At 71.5% G+C, this 19,911-nt stretch carries 17 protein-coding genes; 10 read left to right on the forward strand and 7 right to left on the reverse strand.

The features are described from left to right. Positions 1-34 precede the first annotated feature (34 nt). Entirely contained in the window at positions 35-2,218 is a 2,184-nt protein-coding gene (locus ACIHCX_RS20240) for a discoidin domain-containing protein (RefSeq protein WP_400031244.1), read from the forward strand. Between the two features lie 228 nt (positions 2,219-2,446). Here the strand turns inward: ACIHCX_RS20240 and ACIHCX_RS20245 are convergent, their stop codons facing one another. Together ACIHCX_RS20245 and ACIHCX_RS20250 are read right to left on the reverse strand one after the other, a co-directional pair. Continuing rightward, complete coding sequence (locus ACIHCX_RS20245; protein ID WP_400031246.1) at positions 2,447-2,626, reverse strand: DUF397 domain-containing protein; 180 nt, start codon at positions 2,624-2,626, stop codon at positions 2,447-2,449. Between the two features lie 5 nt (positions 2,627-2,631). Next, entirely contained in the window at positions 2,632-3,477 is an 846-nt protein-coding gene (locus tag ACIHCX_RS20250) for a Scr1 family TA system antitoxin-like transcriptional regulator (RefSeq protein ID WP_400031248.1), read from the reverse strand. 156 nt (positions 3,478-3,633) lie between these two features. On the opposite strand from ACIHCX_RS20250, the gene ACIHCX_RS20255 reads away from it, so the two are divergent. The 4 genes from ACIHCX_RS20255 (at position 3,634) to ACIHCX_RS20270 (ending at position 6,941) form a co-directional block, all read left to right on the forward strand. Then, a complete protein-coding gene (locus ACIHCX_RS20255) occupies positions 3,634-4,131 on the forward strand; it encodes an ATP-binding protein (RefSeq protein WP_400031250.1) in 498 nt (165 codons plus the stop codon). Positions 4,132-4,264: 133 nt separating this feature from the next. Continuing rightward, entirely contained in the window at positions 4,265-5,182 is a 918-nt protein-coding gene (locus tag ACIHCX_RS20260; RefSeq protein WP_400031252.1) for a DUF6891 domain-containing protein, read from the forward strand. A 103-nt stretch (positions 5,183-5,285) separates the two neighbouring features. Then, positions 5,286-6,155 (forward strand): class I SAM-dependent methyltransferase, encoded by an 870-nt coding sequence (locus ACIHCX_RS20265; protein WP_400031254.1) that lies wholly within the window; start codon positions 5,286-5,288, stop codon positions 6,153-6,155. Positions 6,156-6,230: 75 nt separating this feature from the next. Then, positions 6,231-6,941 carry a hypothetical protein gene (locus ACIHCX_RS20270; RefSeq protein WP_400031256.1) on the forward strand — a complete coding sequence of 237 codons (711 nt, stop codon included), beginning with the start codon at positions 6,231-6,233 and terminating at the stop codon, positions 6,939-6,941. An 83-nt stretch (positions 6,942-7,024) separates the two neighbouring features. On the opposite strand, the gene ACIHCX_RS20275 is transcribed toward ACIHCX_RS20270, so the two are convergent. Continuing rightward, complete coding sequence (locus ACIHCX_RS20275; RefSeq protein WP_400031258.1) at positions 7,025-7,687, reverse strand: response regulator; 663 nt, start codon at positions 7,685-7,687, stop codon at positions 7,025-7,027. 32 nt (positions 7,688-7,719) lie between these two features. After that, positions 7,720-8,994, reverse strand: a complete 1,275-nt coding sequence (locus tag ACIHCX_RS20280) for a sensor histidine kinase (protein WP_400031260.1) — start codon at positions 8,992-8,994, stop codon at positions 7,720-7,722. A 108-nt stretch (positions 8,995-9,102) separates the two neighbouring features. On the opposite strand from ACIHCX_RS20280, the gene ACIHCX_RS20285 reads away from it, so the two are divergent. From ACIHCX_RS20285 to ACIHCX_RS20300, 4 genes are all read left to right on the forward strand, one after another. Further along, positions 9,103-10,074: an ABC transporter ATP-binding protein gene (locus ACIHCX_RS20285; protein ID WP_400031262.1), complete on the forward strand. Its 972-nt coding sequence runs from the start codon at positions 9,103-9,105 to the stop codon at positions 10,072-10,074. 2 nt (positions 10,075-10,076) lie between these two features. Next, positions 10,077-10,811 (forward strand): ABC transporter permease, encoded by a 735-nt coding sequence (locus tag ACIHCX_RS20290; RefSeq protein ID WP_400031264.1) that lies wholly within the window; start codon positions 10,077-10,079, stop codon positions 10,809-10,811. 482 nt (positions 10,812-11,293) lie between these two features. Beyond that, a complete protein-coding gene (locus tag ACIHCX_RS20295) occupies positions 11,294-13,054 on the forward strand; it encodes an ABC transporter permease (protein WP_400031266.1) in 1,761 nt (586 codons plus the stop codon). Positions 13,055-13,116: 62 nt separating this feature from the next. Continuing rightward, on the forward strand, positions 13,117-14,499 hold the full coding sequence (locus ACIHCX_RS20300) for a nitrate/sulfonate/bicarbonate ABC transporter ATP-binding protein (RefSeq protein ID WP_400031268.1): 1,383 nt from the start codon (positions 13,117-13,119) through the stop codon (positions 14,497-14,499). A gap of 19 nt (positions 14,500-14,518) precedes the next feature. Here the strand turns inward: ACIHCX_RS20300 and ACIHCX_RS20305 are convergent, their stop codons facing one another. Next, positions 14,519-14,929, reverse strand: coding sequence for an ArsR/SmtB family transcription factor (locus ACIHCX_RS20305; RefSeq protein ID WP_400031270.1), 411 nt, complete (start codon positions 14,927-14,929; stop codon positions 14,519-14,521). Positions 14,930-14,933: 4 nt separating this feature from the next. Then, on the reverse strand, positions 14,934-16,751 hold the full coding sequence (locus ACIHCX_RS20310) for a phosphatidylglycerol lysyltransferase domain-containing protein (protein WP_400031272.1): 1,818 nt from the start codon (positions 16,749-16,751) through the stop codon (positions 14,934-14,936). A gap of 250 nt (positions 16,752-17,001) precedes the next feature. Here ACIHCX_RS20310 and rodA point away from each other — a divergent pair, with 250 nt between their 5' ends. Beyond that, entirely contained in the window at positions 17,002-18,186 is a 1,185-nt protein-coding gene (rodA, locus tag ACIHCX_RS20315; protein ID WP_400031376.1) for a rod shape-determining protein RodA, read from the forward strand. A gap of 30 nt (positions 18,187-18,216) precedes the next feature. On the opposite strand, the gene ftsW is transcribed toward rodA, so the two are convergent. Next, positions 18,217-19,587: a putative lipid II flippase FtsW gene (ftsW, locus tag ACIHCX_RS20320; protein ID WP_400031274.1), complete on the reverse strand. Its 1,371-nt coding sequence runs from the start codon at positions 19,585-19,587 to the stop codon at positions 18,217-18,219. Positions 19,588-19,911 lie beyond the last annotated feature (324 nt).

Consider the following 19,911-nt stretch of genomic DNA (forward strand, 5'->3'; position numbering starts at 1 on the left):
CTATCCCGTACCCCCACCACGAAGGGATCAGCACATGCACGCGCACACCAGAGCCGGATCAGCCCGGCGCCTGCCGGCCATCGGGGCGAGCGTCGCCCTCGCCGCCGGCATGCTCGTCACCCTCGGCGCGCCCGCCGCCCACGCCGCGGCGGGCGCCACCCTCCCCTTCACCTCGGTCGAGGCGGAGGCGGCGACCAGCAACGGCACCAGGATCGGGCCGGACTACACCCAGGGCACCCTCGCCTCCGAGGCCTCCGGACGCCAGGCCGTCCGGCTGGCCGCCGGGCAGCGCGTGGAGTTCACCGCGCCGAGTGCCGCGAACGCCGTGAACGTCTCCTACAGCGTCCCCGACGGCCAGTCCGGCACGCTCAACGTGTACGTCAACGGCACCAAGCTGAGCAGGACGCTCGCGGTCACCTCGAAGTACTCCTACGTCGACACCGGCTGGATCGCCGGCGCCAAGACGCACCACTTCTTCGACAACACGCGGATGCTGCTGGGCCAGAACGTCCAGCCCGGCGACAAGGTCGCCGTCGAGGCCGCCGACGTCCAGGTCACGGTGGACGTCGCCGACTTCGAGCAGGTCGCCGCGGCCGCCTCCCAGCCCGCCGGATCCGTCTCCGTCACCGACAAGGGCGCCGACCCCAGCGGCCAGGGCGACTCCACCCAGGCCTTCCGGGACGCCATCGCCGCCGCACAGGGCGGCGTGGTGTGGATCCCGCCGGGCGGCTACCGGATCACCTCCTCCCTCAGCGGCGTCCAGAACGTCACCCTCCAGGGCGCGGGCAGCTGGTACTCGGTCGTGCACACCTCCCGTTTCATCGACCAGCCCAGTTCCTCGGGGAACGTGCACATCAAGGACTTCGCGGTCATCGGCGAGGTCACCGAGCGCGTCGACTCCAACCCCGACAACTTCGTCAACGGCGCGCTCGGACCCGGCTCCTCCGTCTCCGGCATGTGGCTCCAGCACCTGAAGGTCGGCCTGTGGCTGACCGGCAACAACGACAACCTCGTCGTCGAGAACAACCGCATCCTCGACACCACCGCCGACGGCCTCAACCTCAACGGCACGGCCAAGGGCGTGAAGGTCCGCAACAACTTCCTGCGCAACCAGGGCGACGACTCACTGGCCATGTGGTCGCTGTACGGTCCTGACACCGACAGCAGCTTCGAGAACAACACCGTCTCGCAGCCGAACCTCGCCAACGGCATCGCGATCTACGGTGGCACGGACATCACGGTCAGGAACAACCTGATCTCCGACACCAACGCCCTCGGCAGCGGCATCGCGATCTCCAACCAGAAGTTCCTCGACCCCTTCTCGCCGCTGGCCGGCACCATCACGGTCGACGGCAACACCCTGGTGCGCGCCGGCGCGATGAACCCCAACTGGAACCATCCGATGGGCGCGCTGCGCGTCGACTCCTACGACAGCGCCATCAACGCCACCGTCAGCATCACCAACACCACGATCACCGACAGCCCTTACAGCGCCTTCGAGTTCGTCTCGGGAGGAGGCAACGGGTACCCCGTCAAGGGCGTCACCGTGGACGGCGCGACCGTGAAGAACACCGGCACGGTCGTCGTCCAGGCCGAGGCGCAGGGCGCGGCGACCTTCCGCGGCGTCACCGCCGCCGGCGTGGGCGTGGCAGGCCTCTACAACTGCCCCTACCCGGCGAACTCGGGCAGCTTCGCGCTGGCCGACGGCGGAGGCAACTCCGGCTGGAACACGACCTGGTCGGACTGCTCGACGTGGCCGCAGCCCGGCCAGGGCAACCCCGACCCCGACCCGGGCCGCAACCTCGCCCAGGGCCGCCCGGCCACCGCCACCGGTTCCCAGGACGTCTACACCCCGGGCAACGCGGTGGACGGGAACGCCAGCACCTACTGGGAGTCGACCAACAACGCCTTCCCGCAGTCCCTGACGGTCGACCTCGGCTCGAACCAGGCCGTCCGCCGCCTGGTGCTGAAGCTGCCGCCGGCGCAGGCCTGGGAGGCCCGCACCCAGACCATCACCGTGCAGGGCAGCACCGACGGCTCGACCTACTCCACCGTCGCCGGCTCCCAGGGCTACCGCTTCGACCCGGCCACCGGCAACACAGCCACGGTGTCCCTGCCGGCCGGCACCAACCTGCGCTGGCTCCGCCTGACGGTCAGCGCCAACACGGGCTGGCCGGCCGCCCAGTTCAGCGAAGTGGAGGCCTACCTGACCCCGTGACCGCCTGACCGCCCACCCCCCGCGCTTCGCCGACGGGACGGATCCGCACACGCGGCCTCCGCAACCCGGCGAAGCGCGGGGCGTGGTGCGCGGGCGCCACAGCTTGCGCATCCTAGACTCGCCCGGTCGGCAGCGTTGATCACTCGGTACGGCAGACTACGCAGCGAAGTCGTAGGCGCAAGCGTCCCGCACCCGAGTTGGCCGGGGCGGGGCGCGCTGGCGTAGGGCCTAGATCTGGGTGGCGTACGAGACGAAGTCGTCCCACACGCTGGGGGAGAGGGCCAGCTGAGGGCTCTGCTCGTCTTTGGAGTCCCGGACGTGGACAGTGGCGGGAGTGAGAGCGACCTCGATGCAAGCGTCGCCGTCGGAGCCGCTGTGACTGCTCTTGAACCAAGTCAGGTCGGACATGCTGCTCATGGCGCTCCTCGCATTCGCTTCAGTAGGCTCCGCGAGTCTTCGGGGTTGAGAGCCTGCGAACGCAGTTTTGCATACCGCTGGAACATGATGCTGACCTCGCCGGGGTTCGTGACCAGAAGCCCGCCGCGCTGTCCTTCCGCATACCCGAACCATCGGTGGTCCGGCGTCTCCAGCAACATCAGCGGTCCATCGAATCCCGCGTGGTCAGGCTGTCGTAGCGGCATGACCTGCAACTCGACGTTGAAGCGGCTCGACTGGACGATCAAGTGGTCGATCAGCTCGCGCGTAACGTCGTCGCCACCTGTCGTGCGCTCGATGAGTGCCTGCTCGATGATGAAGCTGAACGCGATGGGTGGCTTGTGGTCCAGGAGCTGCTGCCGCTCCAGACGTGCGGCCACCTGGTCATCTACCTGCTCCTCCTCCTTCACTGGCGGGACGCTGACAGTGATCGCACGTGCGTAGGCCTCCGTCTGCAGAAACCCAGGGATGACGCGGCACTCGTACGTCCAGTAGGTGATGGCAGATTTCTCCAGCCGCGCCCACTGCCGAAACCACGCCGCCAGCCCCGGCTGCCGAGCCAAGTGGCCCGCGGCCTTCCGTAGCGCGCCCGTGTTGCCCAGGGCCTCCTCCGCCCGCTCCACGAAGGCCGGGTCCGGCATGCGGCGCCCCAATTCCACCGATGCCACCGTGTGTTTGGAGAAACGGACCCGCTCGCCCAGTTCAGCCCGGCTCAGCCCGGCGTGCTCCCGCAGCGCCTGGACGACCGCGCCGAACGTCCGCAGACTGTCCGAGCAATCGGGCTCGCCGCCCGTCCCCGCGCCCACCGTGCTGTCCGCCACCATCGGCCACCTCCCGCGCACCCGCCCCGCCGCACACATCGAGCACGACCATGGTTACGGGTCGTCATGTGTACCGTCCAGTCCGTGACTGTGTACGCTGCCGCAGCGTACGCACTGCCTGCCTGGTCAAAGGGTGGTCCGGGCCGCCAGATTGGGCCCATGACCGCACCCTCCGCGCCTCAACCGTCGGTTACCGTACGTATGTTCAGTCAGCGTTTCAGCTCCACCCCACTCGGCGCCCGCCTCGCCCGGCACCTCGCCCTCACCCAACTGCACACCTGGGGCATCCCGCACGGCACCTCGCTCTCGGACACCGCCGCCACGATCGTCGGAGAACTGGCCGCCAACGCCGTGACCCACGGCCGCGTACCCGGCCGGGACTTCGAACTGCGTCTGGCGCACACCCCGGACGTCCTGCTGCGCATCGAGGTGTCCGACACCCGAGGTGAACGCCTGCCGCCGGGGCCCGCCGACCTCCCACCGTCACTGCCCCTTCTCGACGAGACGGGTCGGGGCCTGTTGCTCGTCGACGCGCTCGCCGACCGGTGGAAGGTGCTGGACCGAGTGTCCCTGGGCGTGTCTCTGCCCGGGAAGACGGTCCGAGTCGAGCTGGACCTGCCGGCCGCGCGACAGCGCCACCGCGCCCCCTCAGCTTGACCCCGCCCAGCCGGGCTCGCCCCCCATGCCGAACTGGGACCAGCAGTATCGGGACTGGTCGAGCCGTCGCAGCAGCAGTTGCGTCGCGGGTCCCGAGAGGTCTGCTGTCAGAGGGGTATGTCAGTGTCTGCGCATGCTCGAGATCGTGGTGAAGACGGAGAACTGGGAGCGGCACGTCCGTGTGTCCGCCGAGGAGCTGGCAAGGCTGGTCCGGCGGATCGGTGGTGACGGTGACCGGTTCCTGGTGGTCCAGCGGATACCCGACCTGCCTGACGTCTTCGCCCAGGTGTGGCACAAGGCCGGTGCTGACTACACGCTGGAGTACCGCGACGGTGCCGCTGACCGGCAGTTCCAGGCGATGATCGACGAGCCCGAGGGCGTGATTGCGGCGATGACCGGCTGGGCATGCCAGGAGGCCGGATGGGACGGTGGTCTGGCTTGGTCGCTGCTGGACATGGGTCCCGCCAGCGAGGTGCCGCCGCTCGACCTTCACGAAGACGAGCGCGAGGAGTTGGAGAAGCGCGTCCGTGAGGTGCTGGTTGGCGGCTACGCCTCTCTCGCCGAACTGGCCGAGCTCGCTGAGGAGTATCTGGTCACCCATGAGCGCCGGCCCGTCTCGCGCGAGCAGGCACAGTCGCTGGCCGACCGGTTGTGGCTGGAGCGGGTCGCGGAACAGGCCGAGTGGCAGGGCGAGACGGACCCTGAGCGGCTGACCCGCGCGTTCACCGCCCTGCAGGATGCCGGTATCACGGCCCGCGAGAACTTCACCTGTTGCCGTAGCTGTGGCCAGTCCGAGATCGGTGGTGAAGGCGGCCCCGACGCCCGCGGCTTCGTCTACTTCCACGCCCAGTGCACGGACTCTGCCGCGGCCGGCCACGGACTGATGCTCCTCTACGGCGGTTTCGATGGCTCGTCCGAGACCACTGCAGCCATTGGCCACGAGGTCGTGGCCGCACTCGAAGCAGTCGGTCTCCACGCCGAGTGGGGCCATGACCCCGGCCGGGCCATCACCGTCACCCCCCTGGACTGGCGCCGCCGCCTGGTCGGCTAGGTGATCGATTCCAAGCCGTCAGTGGTCATGCGTGGTCAGCGACCGCATGACGGGCTGGTTGGTGTGTGGGCGCGTTCGGCAACTGCCTTGTAGGGTCCGGGGGATGACCACAACTCCCTCGTCCCGCGGATCCAGTTCCGACGCCGCCGAGATGTTCCTGCGCGACTTCCACAACAAAGGACCCGGGCGCCAGTCGGTCAACACGGAGCGGGCCCCGCTCGCGGACGGCCGCACCGGTTACCAGGTTCTGGCCGCCGAGGTCGCCGGGGCCCGTCGGGTGCTTGACCTGGGCTGCGCGGACGGCGCGCTGCTGGAGGTGCTGGCCGCGGCCGGTGCCGAGGAGCTGGCGGGCATCGACCTGTCGGACCAGGAGCTGGCGCTGGCCCGGATGCGTCCTGCTCTCACCTGTGCGGACCTGCGGCAAGGGCGGGCCCAGGAACTGCCCTTCGCCGACAACTCCTTCGACGCCGTGGTGTCGCACATGGCGCTGATGCTGATGCACGACGTGGACCGGATAGCCGCCGAGGCGGCTCGGGTGCTGGCGCCCGATGGCCGGCTCGCCGTCGCCGTCGGGGGCGGGGCCGTCGACGGCCAGGCCATGAGCCTGTTCCTGACCCTCGCCCGCCCCTACTTCAAGGCGGCATCGCCGGAGCGGTCCATACCGCGGCTCGGCGATGGCAGGGCCCGCAGCCGGGAGGGCCTGGACGAATTGCTGGGCCCAGCGGGATTCGCGCCGGTGAGCTGGGACACCGTCGTCATCGACTTGGGCGGCACCCCGGAACAGGTCTGGGATTTCACCACCGAAGTCTTCTACGACATGGTGGTGCTCGACCCGGAGCAGACCGCGAGCCTACGCGCCGAGTTCCTCGCCGCTGCCCCAGCCCTACTGGATGCCGACGGCCGTATTCCCTGCGGCATGCGCCTCAACATCGCCGCCACCCGGCTGCTCCCCACTCACCATGGGGCGAACTGATTGCCACAGGGCCCACCCCCTTAAAATCGATCATCCAGTCAAGAGCACTTTGACGACAGGTCCTAGAGTGAGCGGATGGTCGAACCTGATGTGCGGGACATGCGGGCGGGGCTGCCCGCGCACGCGATCGTGGTCGGAACCGAGGCTCTCGCCCGGCCGACGCGGAACTCGGTGGGCGGCTGGCCCTTCCTCAACGAGGACCAGGAGTGGCCGGAGTGCTTCTGTGGCGATCGGATGGCGCTGTTCTTCCAGTTCGATATTCCTCCGGACCTGGAACCCTTCGGCGGAGACCACCTGTTGGTCTTTCACTGCCGGGCGCACAACGACGCATCCGACCCGCAACTCACTGACGGCCGGCTCGTGCCCCGGTACTGGGACGCTCCACAGCCGCCGTATCCGGGTCCGTTCTGGAGCCTGCTCCTCCAGCGCCATGCGAGGCTGCCTGTGGCGGAGTCCGAACCATCCCTGTGCGCCCTTCCGCTGACCCTGCGCCCCTTCGTGGACCATCCCAACGCGCGAGGGCTGGGGGCCCAGACATTCAAAGTGGGCGGTATGCCGTCCTGGGCGCAATACCCCGAGTTCTACCGGTGCGCGTGCGGCGCCGATCTGGTGTACCTCTGCCAGGTTCCGGAGGGCATGGAGTTCGCCGTCCATCCGGGCCAACCTGAGCAGCCCTACAGCATCGGCGCCGACACCTACGGGCTCTTCCTCAGCAACGAGGTCTATCTGCTGGCTTGCCCGGCCCACTGCGACCCGGCTGCAGTCTGGCCGGTGAACCAGAACTGAAGGGCTGCCTGGCCCTGACACCGTTGCCCCCGGGCCCGGCTCCGCGACGTGTCATGGCGCGGGACCACCCGCCCGCCCCGGGCTCAACCCGGCGCGACAAAACCGGACTCGTACGCCGCGATGACCGCCTGGGTGCGGTCGCGGGCGCCGAGTTTGGTCAGGACCGCACTCACGTGGGACTTGACGGTCTCGGTGCCCACCACCAGACGTGCGGCGATCTCCGCGTTCGACAGGCCGCGGGCCATGAGGCGCAGCACCTGTTCCTCCCGGTCGGTCAGCGCGGCGCGCTCCATGGCCGTGCGGGCCGCCGTGTTGCCGTGGTCCTCGCCGTACCGGGCGGCCAACTCCCGCAGCGCCGCCGGGAACAGCAGCGAGTCACCCGCGGCCACCAGCCGTACCGCGTGCACGATCTCCGCCGGGCGTGCCCGCTTGAGCAGGAAGCCGTCGGCGCCCGCGCGCAGCGCCCCGTACACGTACTCGTCGTTCTCGAAGGTCGTCACCACCACGATCTTCGGGGGGTCCGGCACGGTGCGCAGCACGGCCCGGGTGGCCTCGATGCCGTCCATGAGCGGCATGCGTACGTCCATCGCGACGACGTCGGGGCGCAGTTGCCGCACCAGGGGGATCACGGCGGCCCCGTCGGCCGCCTCGCCCACCACCTCGATGTCCGGCTGCGCCTCCAGCACGGCACGCAGACCCGCCCGCACGAGCGGCTCGTCGTCGACGAGGAGAACGGTGATCGCCATTCGGTCAGCCTAGTGTCCCGGCAGGCACCGGATCACCGCAGTGGCAGGTCGACGCGCACCAGCCACCCGTCGCCCTCCCGGCCCGCCCTGGCCTCGCCGCCGAGCAGCGCCGCCCGCTCCCGGATCCCGCGCAGCCCGCGGCCACCACCCGCCCCGGCCGCGCCGCCCGCCGCCCTGACCGCGTCGGCCGTCGAGCCCCCGCCGCCGGCCGTCGAGCCCGCCCCGGCCAGTGAGTTGCGCACCTCCAGCCGCAGCCGTGCTCGCTCCACGGCGATGCGGACGCGCACGTCGACGGGCCCCGCGTGCCGCAGCACGTTGGTGAGCGCCTCCTGGAGGATCCGGTAGCCCTCGCGGGAGACCGGTCCGGGTACGTCCTCCAGCGGTCCGGTCACCTCGGCGTCGACCCGGGCGCCCGAGGACCGCGCGGATTCCAGCAGCCGGTCCGCCTGGCCGAGAGCGGGGCGTGGGCCGGCCGGCCGTCCCGTGTCCCGGAGCATGAGCAGCACCTGCTCCAGGTCCTCCAGCGCGGCCCGGCCGGTCTCCTCGATGGCCTCCAGCGCCCGGTCGGTGAACTTCGGGTCGGCGGCCGCCCGCGCGGCACCCGCCTGGACCACGGCCAGCGTCAGCGCGTGGCCGAGGGAGTCGTGCAACTCCCGCGCGATCCGGTTGCGTTCCAGCAGCCGCTCGGTGCGCTCCTCCAGTTCCGACAGCCGCTCCCTGACCGACGGCCCCAGCAGACGGCGGGCGGCCTGGGACATGAGGGCGCCCGCCGCGGCGGCCACCGCGAGCAGCACCAGCACGGGCACCGGTACGAGGAGGGCGTACCCCCAGCCGGTCCCGGGAACCTGAAGGAACGGGTCGGCGACGCCGGGATCCCCGGTGGCCGCCCCGACGAGCGACAGCGACAGCGCCATCAACTGGCCCGACACCAGCGCGAGGGCGAGTCCCGCCTCCATGCGCAGCACCATCCAGGCACCCGTTCTGGCCCGGTCGCTCCACGAGGCGGACGGCATGGCGGAGACGCCCGGATCCTCATCGCTCCGCACGCGGGCATGCGGCCCGGGGAACAGCATCAGCCGTGCCTGGAGCCCCTCCGCGCGGCGGATCGAGGGCACCAGGGCAACGGCCAGTACCAGAGGGACCGGAAGCACCGCGATCAGTGCCCAGTCGGCGGCCGACGGGTCGGCCAGGCCCGGATAGACCATGGCGCAGACGATCGGCACGATCGCCCCCATCAGCAGGTGGAGCCAACGGGTGTAGGTGACCGCCTGGGTCAGCGGAGACAGCTGGGACAGCGGGCCTGGCATGCCGTCATCCTCGCAGAGCGGGCCGGACCGCCGTCTCCCCCGCACGGGGGAGGCGGCCTCCTCCGGTGGGGGAGGCCCAACCCCCGCCCGCGCGGCCACGCTGTAGCCATGAACAGTATCCAACTGCGGGACCTCACGAAGGAGTACCGCGACACCCGGGCCGTCGACCGTCTGACGTGCAGCATCGAACCGGGCCGGGTCACCGGGTTCCTGGGCCCCAACGGTGCCGGCAAGTCCACCACCATGCGGCTCGTCCTCGGCCTCGACCGCCCCACCGCCGGCTCCGCCACCGTGGGCGGCCGCCCCTACACGTCCCTGAGTGAACCCCTGCGCACCGTCGGCGCCCTGCTGGACGCGCAGGCGGCCCACGGTTCCCGCACCGCCCGCGACCATCTGCGCTTCCTCGCCGTCAGCAACCGCCTCCCGGCCCGCCGTGTGGAGGAGGTCCTCGAGGACACCGGTCTGGCCACCGTGGCACGCCGCCGCATCCGCACCTTCTCCCTCGGCATGCGCCAGCGCCTCGGCGTGGCCGCCGCGCTCCTCGGGGACCCGCCCGTCCTCATGCTGGACGAACCCGCCAACGGTCTCGACCCGGAAGGGATCGTCTGGATGCGCGAGCTGCTGCGCCGGCTGGCCCGGGAGGGCCGCACGGTCCTGGTCTCCAGCCACCTGATGAACGAGACCGCGGCCTTCGCCGACCACCTTGTCGTGCTCGGCCGGGGCCGGCTGCTCGCCGACACCCCCATGGAGGACTTCATCGACCAGCACAGCCGGCCGCGCGTCCGGGTGCGCGTCGGCGCCCCCGCCCGGCTGCGGGCCGCGCTCCTTGCCGAGGGATACACGGTGGCGGACGGCGACGGCGGCGGCCCGCTGGTGGTCGAGGGCGCCAGAGCCGAGCAGATCGGAGCGGTCGCCGCCCGCGAAGGCATCCCGGTCCTCCAGCTCACCGACGAACGGGCCTCCCTGGAGCAGGCCTATCTCGCCCTCACCACGGGCGAGGCCGAGTTCGCCGCCGCGGCCACCGAGACCGCCGCGGCCACCGGGGCCGCCGCGTCCCCGACCACCCCGCAGGAGGTGTGACCATGTCCGTCACGGCCGTTCTCCACTCCGAGTGGATCAAGATCAGGTCGGTGCGGGCGAGCTTCGGCTCGCTCGTCGCGGTCTTCGCCGCCACCCTGGCCATCACCCTGCTCGTCTACTCCACCGTCGGCCGGGCGGAGGCGGACAACGGTGAGGATCCCCTCTTCGGCGCCTTCTACGCGATCAACTTCGCGCAGATCGCCGCCGTCGCCTTCGGGGCCACCGCCGTCTCGTCCGAGTACACGGGCGGTGCCCTGCGGATCTCCCTGTCGGTCGTGCCGCGCCGTGGCCTGTTCTGCGCGGCCAAGACGGCCGTCCTGGGGGCCGCCGCCCTCGCCGTGGGGCTCGTGACCGGATTCACCACGTTCCTCGTGGGCCAGGCGTTCCTGGGGGAGTACGCCATCGGCCTCGACGCGCCGGGAGCGCTGCGGGCCTGCGTCGGCGCCGGGATCTACCTCGCCCTGATGGCCCTGCTCGCCGCGGGACTGACCTTCCTGCTGCGCAGCGCCGTCGCGGTGCTCAGCCTGCTCATCCCGTTCATCCTGATCGTGTCCTTCGTGGTCGGAGACATCGCCGAGGGTGCCGCCGGCTATCTGCCGGACCGGGCCGGACAACAGGTCCTGCACCAGCAGGTGGCCGGCGGTCCCGGTCCGTGGACGGGGCTCGCGGTGACCGCGCTGTGGGCGGCGGCCGCGTTGCTGGCCGGCTGGTGGTCGCTGCGGCGACGCGACGCCTGACCCCCCGGCCTCGGCGTTCCAGCCCTCGGCCTCGGCGTTCCAGCCCTCCGGCCTCGGCGTTCTCGCCCTCCGGCCTCGGCGCTCCAGACCGCCGGGGCCGCTCTATTTGCGTGTCAACGCAATAAGCGGCACACTACCTGTCGGCACCCGCCTGTCGCGCCGTGCGCGAGGCCCGTGTCCCCCGACGGAACCGCATGGCTGAACGGAGGCACTCGTGGACATCGACCCACCCAGTCCGCGCGGCCTCTCCGGCGATCTCTGACCGCCGCCCCGGTCGTCCGCTTTTTTCTCGTTCTTCTCGTTTCTTCTTGCGTTCCTCTTTCCCCCTCCTTCTTCCCCTCTTCTTCCCTTCTTCTCTTTTTGCCGCTTTCTCGCCGTACCCTGTCATGCCTGGCCCTGGGCGAGCGTCGCCACCGCGGCGCGCTCGCACCGGGGCATCCATGTGCCGCAGTCCGGGCGGAGCGCGGTTGGAGGTGCCTGTGATGTCGTTCCGGACGAGTGCGCCCGCCTCGCGCTCGCGGGCCTCGTTCCCCGCCCGGGTCGCCGGCGGTCTCACCCGGATGACCTGGGTGGACCTGGTTGTCGCCGCAGCGGTTCTGGTGCTGCTGTACGTCACTCTGCACGTGGGGAAAGGGATCACGGTCTCGTTCTCCACCAGCCAGTCCGCGAAGGTGGACACCGGCATCGAACAGCTGCCCTACGATGCCGCCCGCTCACTGCTGCGCATGTTCGTCGCCCTGACCCTGTCCACGGTGTTCACCTTCGTCTACGCCTACGCCGCCGCCAAGAGCCGCCGTCTGGAACGGGTCCTGATCCCGGCGCTGGACATCCTCCAGTCCGTGCCGGTGCTGGCGTTCCTGACGGTGGCGGTGACCGGGCTCGTCGCGCTGTTCCCGGGCTCGATGCTCGGCCTGGAGTGTGCCTCGATCTTCGCGATCTTCACCTCCCAGGCGTGGAACATGACCTTCGGCTTCTACCACTCCCTCACCTCGCTGCCGCGCGAACTGGACGAGCTGTCGCGGTCGTTCGGCTTCACCCGTTGGATGCGCTTCTGGAAGGTGGAGCTGCCCGCCGGGATGATCGGCCTGGTCTGGAACGGCATGATGAGCTTCGGCGGCGGCTGGTTCTTCCTCGTCGCCTCCGAGGCGGTCACCCTCGGTCACACCGACTACGCCCTGCCCGGCGTCGGGTCCTACGCCGGGGCCGCGATCGCCGACGGCGACCTGGCCAAGGTCGGCTGCGCCATCCTCACCATGGCGATCATGGTGATCGGGGTGAACTTCCTGTTCTGGCGCCCGCTGACCGCCTGGGCGGAGAAGTTCAAGATCGAGCAGTCCGAGGCCAGCGAGGTGCAGCGGTCGGTCGTCCTGGACTTCCTGCGCCGCTCCGACTGGCCCCGGCTGGCCGGCCGCCTGCTGCGTCCGGCCGGCCGGGCGCTGAGCCGGGCCGGGCGCGTCTTCGGCACCGACGACCGGCCGCTCGTGGTGCAGCAGGGCAAGCGGCGCGCCGGGGACGTCGCCTTCGCCCTGGTGGCGGGCGGACTGATCGTCTGGGGCCTGGTCGACCTCTGCCTCTACCTGTACGACCACACGGGCCTGGGCGTCTTCGGCGAACCACTGCTGCTCGGGCTCGCCACCCTGGCCCGCGTCACCGTCCTGGTCGCCGTGGCCACAGTGGTGTGGGTGCCGATCGGCGTGAAGATCGGTTTCTCGCCGCGGCTGACGAGGATCGCCCAGCCCGTGGTGCAGGTGCTGGCGTCCTTCCCGGCGAACTTCCTCTTCCCGCTGGCCGTGTGGTTCTTCCTGCGGACCGGCCTGAGCATCGACATCGGCGGCATCTTCCTGATGGCGCTGGGCGCCCAGTGGTACATCCTGTTCAACACCATCGCCGGTGCCATGGCCATACCCACGGACCTGCGTGAGGCCATGGACGACCTCGGGGTGCGAGGCTGGCAGCGCTGGCGGCGGCTGATCATCCCCGGCATCTTCCCCTCCTACGTCACCGGCGGCATCACCGCCTCCGGCGGCGCCTGGAACGCCTCCATCGTCGCCGAGGTCGTCACCTTCGGCGGCGTCACGCTCACCGCCACGGGCCTGGGCGCCTACATCGCCCGCGCCACGGAGGAGGGCAACCATCCCCAGCTGATCGCCGGCGTCGTGGTGATGAGCGCCTACGTCGTCTGCCTCAACCGCTTCCTCTGGCGCCGGCTGTACCGGCTGGCCGAGTCCCGGTACTCCCTGTGATCCCCCTCCGTCCGCGCCCCGGGCGCCCGCTCGTACTCCGCACCCCACAGCTTGGACATGCCATGGCGATGAACACCCTCGAGGTCACGAAGAACGCCCGCCCGGCCGACGGCGAGCTGCTGCTGGAAACCGTCGGCCTGACGAAGTCGTACGCGGGCGCCGACGGCGAACTGCCCGTGCTCTCCGGCATCGACCTTCAGATCCGCGCCGGTGAGGTCGTCGCGCTGCTGGGCAAGTCCGGCTCGGGCAAGTCGACGCTGCTGCGCTGTCTGGCCGGACTCCTCCCGGCCAGCTCGGGCACCGTCAGCTACAAGGGCGCCCCGCTGACCGGCGCCAACCCCGGTACGGCGATGGTGTTCCAGACGTTCGCGCTGCTGCCCTGGCTGACCGTGCAGCAGAACGTCGAACTCGGCCTGGAGGCCAAGGGTGTGCACCCCGTGGAGCGCGCCGAGGCCGCCCGCCTGGCCATCGACCTGATCGGCCTGGACGGCTTCGAGTCCGCCTACCCCAAGGAGCTGTCGGGCGGCATGCGCCAGCGCGTCGGCTTCGCCCGCGCGCTGGTGGTCGAGCCGGACGTGCTGATGATGGACGAGCCCTTCTCCGCCCTGGACGTGCTCACCGCGGAGAACCTGCGCGGCGAGCTGATGGAGCTGTGGGAGTCGGGCCAGTTCCCGACCCGGGCCATCGTGCTGGTCACCCACAACATCGAGGAGGCGGTCCTGATGGCCGACCGGATCGTGGTGCTCGGCTCCCGTCCCTACGGCACCATCCGCGAGGTCTTCGAGGTCGGTCTGGACCGGCCCCGCGACCGCAACTCCGCCGCCTTCGAGGACATGATCGACCGGGTCTACCGCACCATGACCGGCCGGCAGAAGGAGAGCCGTACCCCCGGCCGCCAGGAGCAGGCCGACCTGGAGAAGCGGACGGTGGCCAACACCCCGCTGCCGCAGGCGAGCGTGGACGGGCTGTCGGGCCTGGCGGAGCTGGTGCTGCACCGGGGCGGGCGCTGCGACCTCGCCGATCTCGCCGACGACCTCGGCCTCGAGGTCGACGACATCATGCCCCAGGTCGACGCCCTGGACCTGCTCGGTTTCGCCGGGTTCAGCGGCAACGACCTGCTGCTCACCGACACCGGGACCGCGTTCGCCGGGGCCGACGTCCAGGAGTCGAAGACCATCTTCGCCGGGGCCGCGATCCAGCTGCCGCTGGTCAAGGTGATCACCAGCAGTGTGCGGGGCAAGGCGGACGGCACCGCGCGGGCGGGCTTCTTCCGTGATCTGCTGGCCCATCACTACACCAGCGAGCAGGTCGAGCAGCAGCTGGAGACGGCCACCGACTGGGGCCGCTACGCCGAGCTGTACGCCTACGACGCCGGACCCGAGGAGTACCGCCTCGACGACACCGGCGACGCGGCCGCGCCCGTGGGCGCCCCGTACGCCGGCTGAGTCCCGCGGGGCCGCCGCGTCAGGGGGTGCCGTCCAGGGCCGCGCGGCGCGAGCGCAACGGGTTGGCGGCGGTGGCCCGCCGTGGTGCGAGCGCGCCGTCCTCGCCGCCGGGGCCGCCGGTGCCCGGGCCGCCGCCGTCGGTGCCCGCGAGGTGCGCGGCCTCCAGCAGGGGTCGCACCTCGGCGGCCCGGTAGTAGATGCGCGTGCCGTCCCGGCGCGTGGTGACCAGACCGGCCGCCCGCAGCTTGGCCAGGTGCTGGGAGGTCGCGGCCACGTGGGCACCCAGTATCCGGGCCAGCTCGCTCACCGGCTGCTCACCGTGGCTGAGTGCCCACAGCAGCCGGTAGCGGGAGGGGTCCGCCACCGCCTTGAGCACCGCCACCGCCCGGTCCGCCGCATCGGCGTCCCACACCTGTCCTTGCGTATCCATGCAACTATGGTACCGGCGGTCCGCCGGGCGGCTCCAGCGCGGCGGGCTCCGACCTGGCGGGCGCGGGCTCCGGCAGCCGGGGCTTTCGCCGCCACGGGACGGGCCAGGACAGATCGAGGAACGCCTCGGCCTGGAGCGCGGCCAGGCTGATGCGGAGCAGGTCCCGACCCGCGGGATAGACCAGGAACCTCGGTTCCCACCGGGGCTGGAACTTGGCGTTGAACTTGTACAGCGACTCGATCTGGAACCAGCGGGAGAGGAACAGCAGCAGGCCGCGCCAGGCGCGCAGGGCCGGTCCGGCGCCCAGGCGTTCACCGCGGGCGAGCGCGGCGCGGAACATCGCGAAGTTCAGCGAGACCCGGCTGACGCCCAGGCCGGGGGCCTGCTGGAGGGCCTTGACGATGAGGAGTTCGTTCAGGCCGGGGTCGGCCGTGCGGTCGCGGCGCATCAGATCCAGGGAGATCCCGTCCGAGCCCCAGGGCACGAAGTGCAGGACGGCGCGGATGTCCCCACCGGGCGCGGGGGCGCCGCTTTCCGGCTCCTTGTGCGCGGTGACGACCACGCAGTCGCCGTCGCCGGGCGCGCCGAAGCGGCCGAGGGCCATGGAGAACCCGCGCTCCACCGCGGTGCCGCGCCAGGCGGCCGCCGCCGCCCGGATCTGCTCGGTCTCCTGCGCGGACAGATCGCGCACACGGCGGACGCGGCAGGTGTAGCCGCCGCGTTCGATGCGGTTGACCATCTGCCGGACGTTGCGCATCGGCCGCCCGGACAGGGTGAAGGCGTCGGTGTCGACGACGGCCTCGTCGCCGATCTCCAGCGCGTTCAGGCCGGCTTCGCGGGTCCACACCTCGCCGCCGGTCTCGCTGCACCCCATCACCGCGGGGACCCAGGCGTGTCGGGCGGCGGTGTCCATGAACTCCTTGATGGCGCCCGGCCAGGCCTCCACGTCGCCGATCGGGTCGCCGCCGGCGAGCATCACGCCGGACACCACCCGGTAGGCGATCGCCGCCTTCCCGGTGGGGGAGAAGAGCACGTTCTTGTCGCGGCGCAGCGCGAAGTAGCCGAGCGAGTCCCGCTCACCGTGCCGGTCCAGCAGGGCGCGCAGCCGCCGTTCCTCGTCGTCGCCGAGGACGGGTACGGGTGTGGAGGGGCGCAGCGCGAGGTAGAGGGTGGTGGCCGCGGTCAGCAGGCCGAGCCCGGCGAGCGAGTAGTACACGAGGTCGCCGGTGCGGTCGCTGGCGTAGTGCACCGGTCCCTCGATGCCGACCAGGCCGTAGGCGACGTGCTGGATCCGGTCGGACAGCGGGGCCGCGGCGACCTTGCGGCGGTGCGCGCCGACGATCAGCAGTCCGGCGCCGAAGCTGAAGGCGCTCAACAGGAGGAAGTTCCACACCGCCCGCCACCGGGTGCGCGGGTCGGACAGCGCGTAGAACTCCCGGCGGGCGACGAGCAGCAGGACGAACAGCAGCACGGTGACGGCGCCGGGCACATGCTGGTGCCAGTGCAGCAGTTGCAGTGCCGCGCCCGTGGGCAGCAGGATCATCACCCCCCGCCAGGCACGCCGTTTGCGGCGGCGCAGCGCGTGCGCCAGCATCACCATCAGCACGCCCACGATCAGCGAGGCGGCGGTCGCCAGGGTCGACACGGCGCCGGGCAGGGCCACGGCCAGCGTCTGCACCCGCCCGTGCCGCACACGGGGGAAGATCGCCCCCGCGATGTCGAGCACACCCACGAGCAGGCACAGATAACCGGCCACGGCGGGCACTCGGTGGTACGAGAGGGTGCGAAGACGATTCCGCGAGGAGCCTTCGTCGGTGGTCACGGAGTCCTTCACGAGGGGCCAGCGTAGAGCCTGCCGAGCGGGCGTGACCAGGGGAGGGGGGCGTAAGGGGGTCGTTGAACCCCACCGTTCCTCGGCGTGCTTCACTTAACGAATTGCGCAAGTGGGAGATGATGGCGTCCGTGCCGTGCGGGAGCCGGGACGGCCTGCCGGGGCGCGGTCCGAGCCAACCGGAGCGAACCGGCGTGAACCAGAGCGAAGGAGAGCCGCGATGGACGTCGGGAGCGGGCTCATGGGGCCGGGGATCACCCGGACGACGGGCCGGCGCGCGGGGCCGGGGCCGCGGACGGCCTTCGGCTCGCTGCTGCGGCGGCTGGACTGGCCGCTGCTGGGCGCCGCGCTGGCCCTGTCGGTGCTGGGCGCGCTGCTGGTGTACTCCGCGACCCGCGGCCGCACCCAGCTGACCGAGGGCGACCCGTACGCCTTCCTGACGCGCCATCTGATCAACATCGCCATCGGGGTCGCCCTGGCCGTGGGCACCATGTGGCTGGGCCCGCGCCGGCTGCGGGACCTCGTCCCCGTCCTGTACGGCGTCACGCTCCTGCTGGTACTCGCCGTACTGACGCCGCTGGGCGCGACGGTCAACGGGTCGCGGCGCTGGATCATGATCGGCGGGATGTCCATCCAGCCCGCGGAGTTCGTCAAGGTCGCCATCGTGCTGGCCATGGCCGTGCTGCTGGCCACCAAGGTGGACACGGGCGACCGGCCGAGCCCGGACAACCGCAGCGTCCTGGAGTCCCTGGCGGTGGCCGGCGTGCCCGCCCTGCTGGTCCTCCTCACGCCGGACCTCGGGCAGTTCATGGGCATCGGCGTGATCGTGCTCGGGGTGCTGCTCGCCTCCGGTGCCTCCGCGCGCTGGGTCACCGGCCTGCTCGCGGCCGGAGCCCTGGGGGCCGTGGCGGTGTGGCAGCTGCATCTGCTGGACCAGTACCAGATCAACCGGTTCGCCGCGTTCGCCGATCCCGCCCTCGACCCGTCCGGGGTCGGCTACAACACCAGCCAGGCCCGGATCGCCATCGGCGCCGGCGGTCTGCTGGGCCAGGGGCTGTTCCACGGAGCGCAGACCACCGGGCAGTTCGTGCCCGAGCAGCAGACCGACTTCGTCTTCAGTGTGGCGGGGGAGGAGTTGGGCTTCCTGGGCGCCGGGGCGCTGATCGCCCTGCTCGGCGTGGTGCTGTGGCGCGCGCTGCGCATCGCCCGCGCCTGCCCCGACCTGTACGGAACGGTGGTCGCGACGGGCATCGCGGCCTGGCTGGCCTTCCAGGCCTTCGAGAACATCGGCATGAACCTCGGCATCATGCCGGTCACCGGGCTGCCGCTGCCGTTCGTCAGCTACGGCGGCTCGTCGATGTTCGCCGGCTGGGTCGCCGTGGGCATCCTCCAGGGCATCCGGCTGCAACGCCCGCTGTCCGCCTGACCCAGGGCCTGGCATCAGACCCCGGGCGCCTCAGCGGCGGCGCCCGGCGCGGCGCGGCAGCAGGGCCGAGCGCACCCGGCGTCCGCGGCCCTCCAGCGCCTTGCGGACCGCGGGTTCGCTGCGGGCCGCGGCGAGCAGGAGCCCCACCGCGTACAGGGTGGCGATCAGCGAGCTGCCGCCGTAGGAGAACAGCGGCAGGGGTACGCCCGCGATGGGCACGAGCCCCAGGACGCCGCCGAGGTTGATGAAGGCCTGCACCGCGAGCCAGGTGACGACGGAGCCGGCCGCCAGGCGCACGAACGGGTCGCTGCGGCGGGTGGCGATGCGCAGGCCGCCCGCGAACAGCGCGGCGAACAGGGCCAGTACGGACAGGGTGCCGAACAGGCCCAGTTCCTCCCCGGTGACGGCGAAGATGAAGTCGGTGTGCGGTTCCGGCAGCTGGCCCCACTTCTCCACGCTGGCGCCGATGCCGTTGCCGAACAGGCCGCCCGTCGACAGCGCGTACAGACCGTGCACCACCTGCCAGCACTGGTCGTTCGGGCCCGGGTCGGTCGCGCCGAGGCAGGCGAACCGCGACACCCGGTGCGGGGCTGTCATGATCAGCACGGTGGCCAGGAGGGCCGTGCCCGTCAGGGCGGCCACGAAGAGCCGCAGTGGCGCACCGGTCAGCCACAGCAGGCCGAACAGCACGGCGCACAGGATGACCGCGGTCCCCATGTCCCCGCCGAGCATCATCAGCCCCAGCAGCAGCAGGGCGCCGGGCACCAGCGGCACGAGCAGGTGCTTCCACTGGCCCAGCAGCTTGTGCTGCTGCTTGCGGGCCAGCAGGTCCGCGCCCCACACGACGAACGCGACCTTGGCGAACTCGCTGGGCTGGAGCACGAACGGCCCGCCCAGGTCGAGCCAGTTGGTGTTGCCGTTGACGGTCCGCCCCAGCCCCGGCACCTGGACCAGCGCCATCAGGAGCACGGACCCGGCCAGCAGGGGGTAGGCCAGCCACCGGTGGGCCTTCATCGGCATCCGGGCGGCCGGCAGCGCCAGCGCCGCGCCGATCACCGCGAACATGATCTGCCTGCGCAGAAAGTAGGTGGCCGGAAGGCCGGAGCGCAGCGCCTGGATCTGCGAGGAGGAGAACACCATCACCAGGCCCAGGCCGGCGATCAGCGCCGCGCTGCCCGCCACCAGGTAATAGCCGGTCAGTGGCCGGTCCCAGGCCCGCCTCAGCCGCGTGCGGGCGCGGTGCGCGAGCGCGGCGGGAGCGGACACCCACCCCGTACGCCCGTCGCGCGGTCGGCCCACCGGTTCCGGGACCCGCGGGGTCTGCCGGCGTTCGGGCGCCGCCTTGGCGCCCGGAGGGCGCGGCGCGCGCTTCTCCGCGCGGACACTCTGTGAATTGCGCATATGCGCAACCGTAGAGCGGCGGGAGCGGTCTCCCCGGGCGCGGCGCTCCGGTGCCGGCGGCGAGTCGCCGTTTCGCGGCACGCGTGCAGGGGCGCGCGGTCCCGGCCGCGCGGAACGAGCGGTCATCGTGGTCGTCCGCCGTCCCCTCAGGCCCGCGGCGCGCGACCGCGCCACAACGGGTTCCGGGGCCGGCGCTGTTCGAGGCGCACGGCCCGTGGCCCGTCCGTCCCCTCCGTCGTCTCCGTCGTCTCTCGGCCCGTCCGTGCGGTCGGCGGTGTGGGGAGGGGGGAGGGTTCCTCGCCCCGGTCGAGGACCGTGACGAGG

The organism is Streptomyces sp. NPDC052043 (genome assembly GCF_044548235.1).
In the GTDB taxonomy this organism is placed as follows: domain Bacteria; phylum Actinomycetota; class Actinomycetes; order Streptomycetales; family Streptomycetaceae; genus Streptomyces.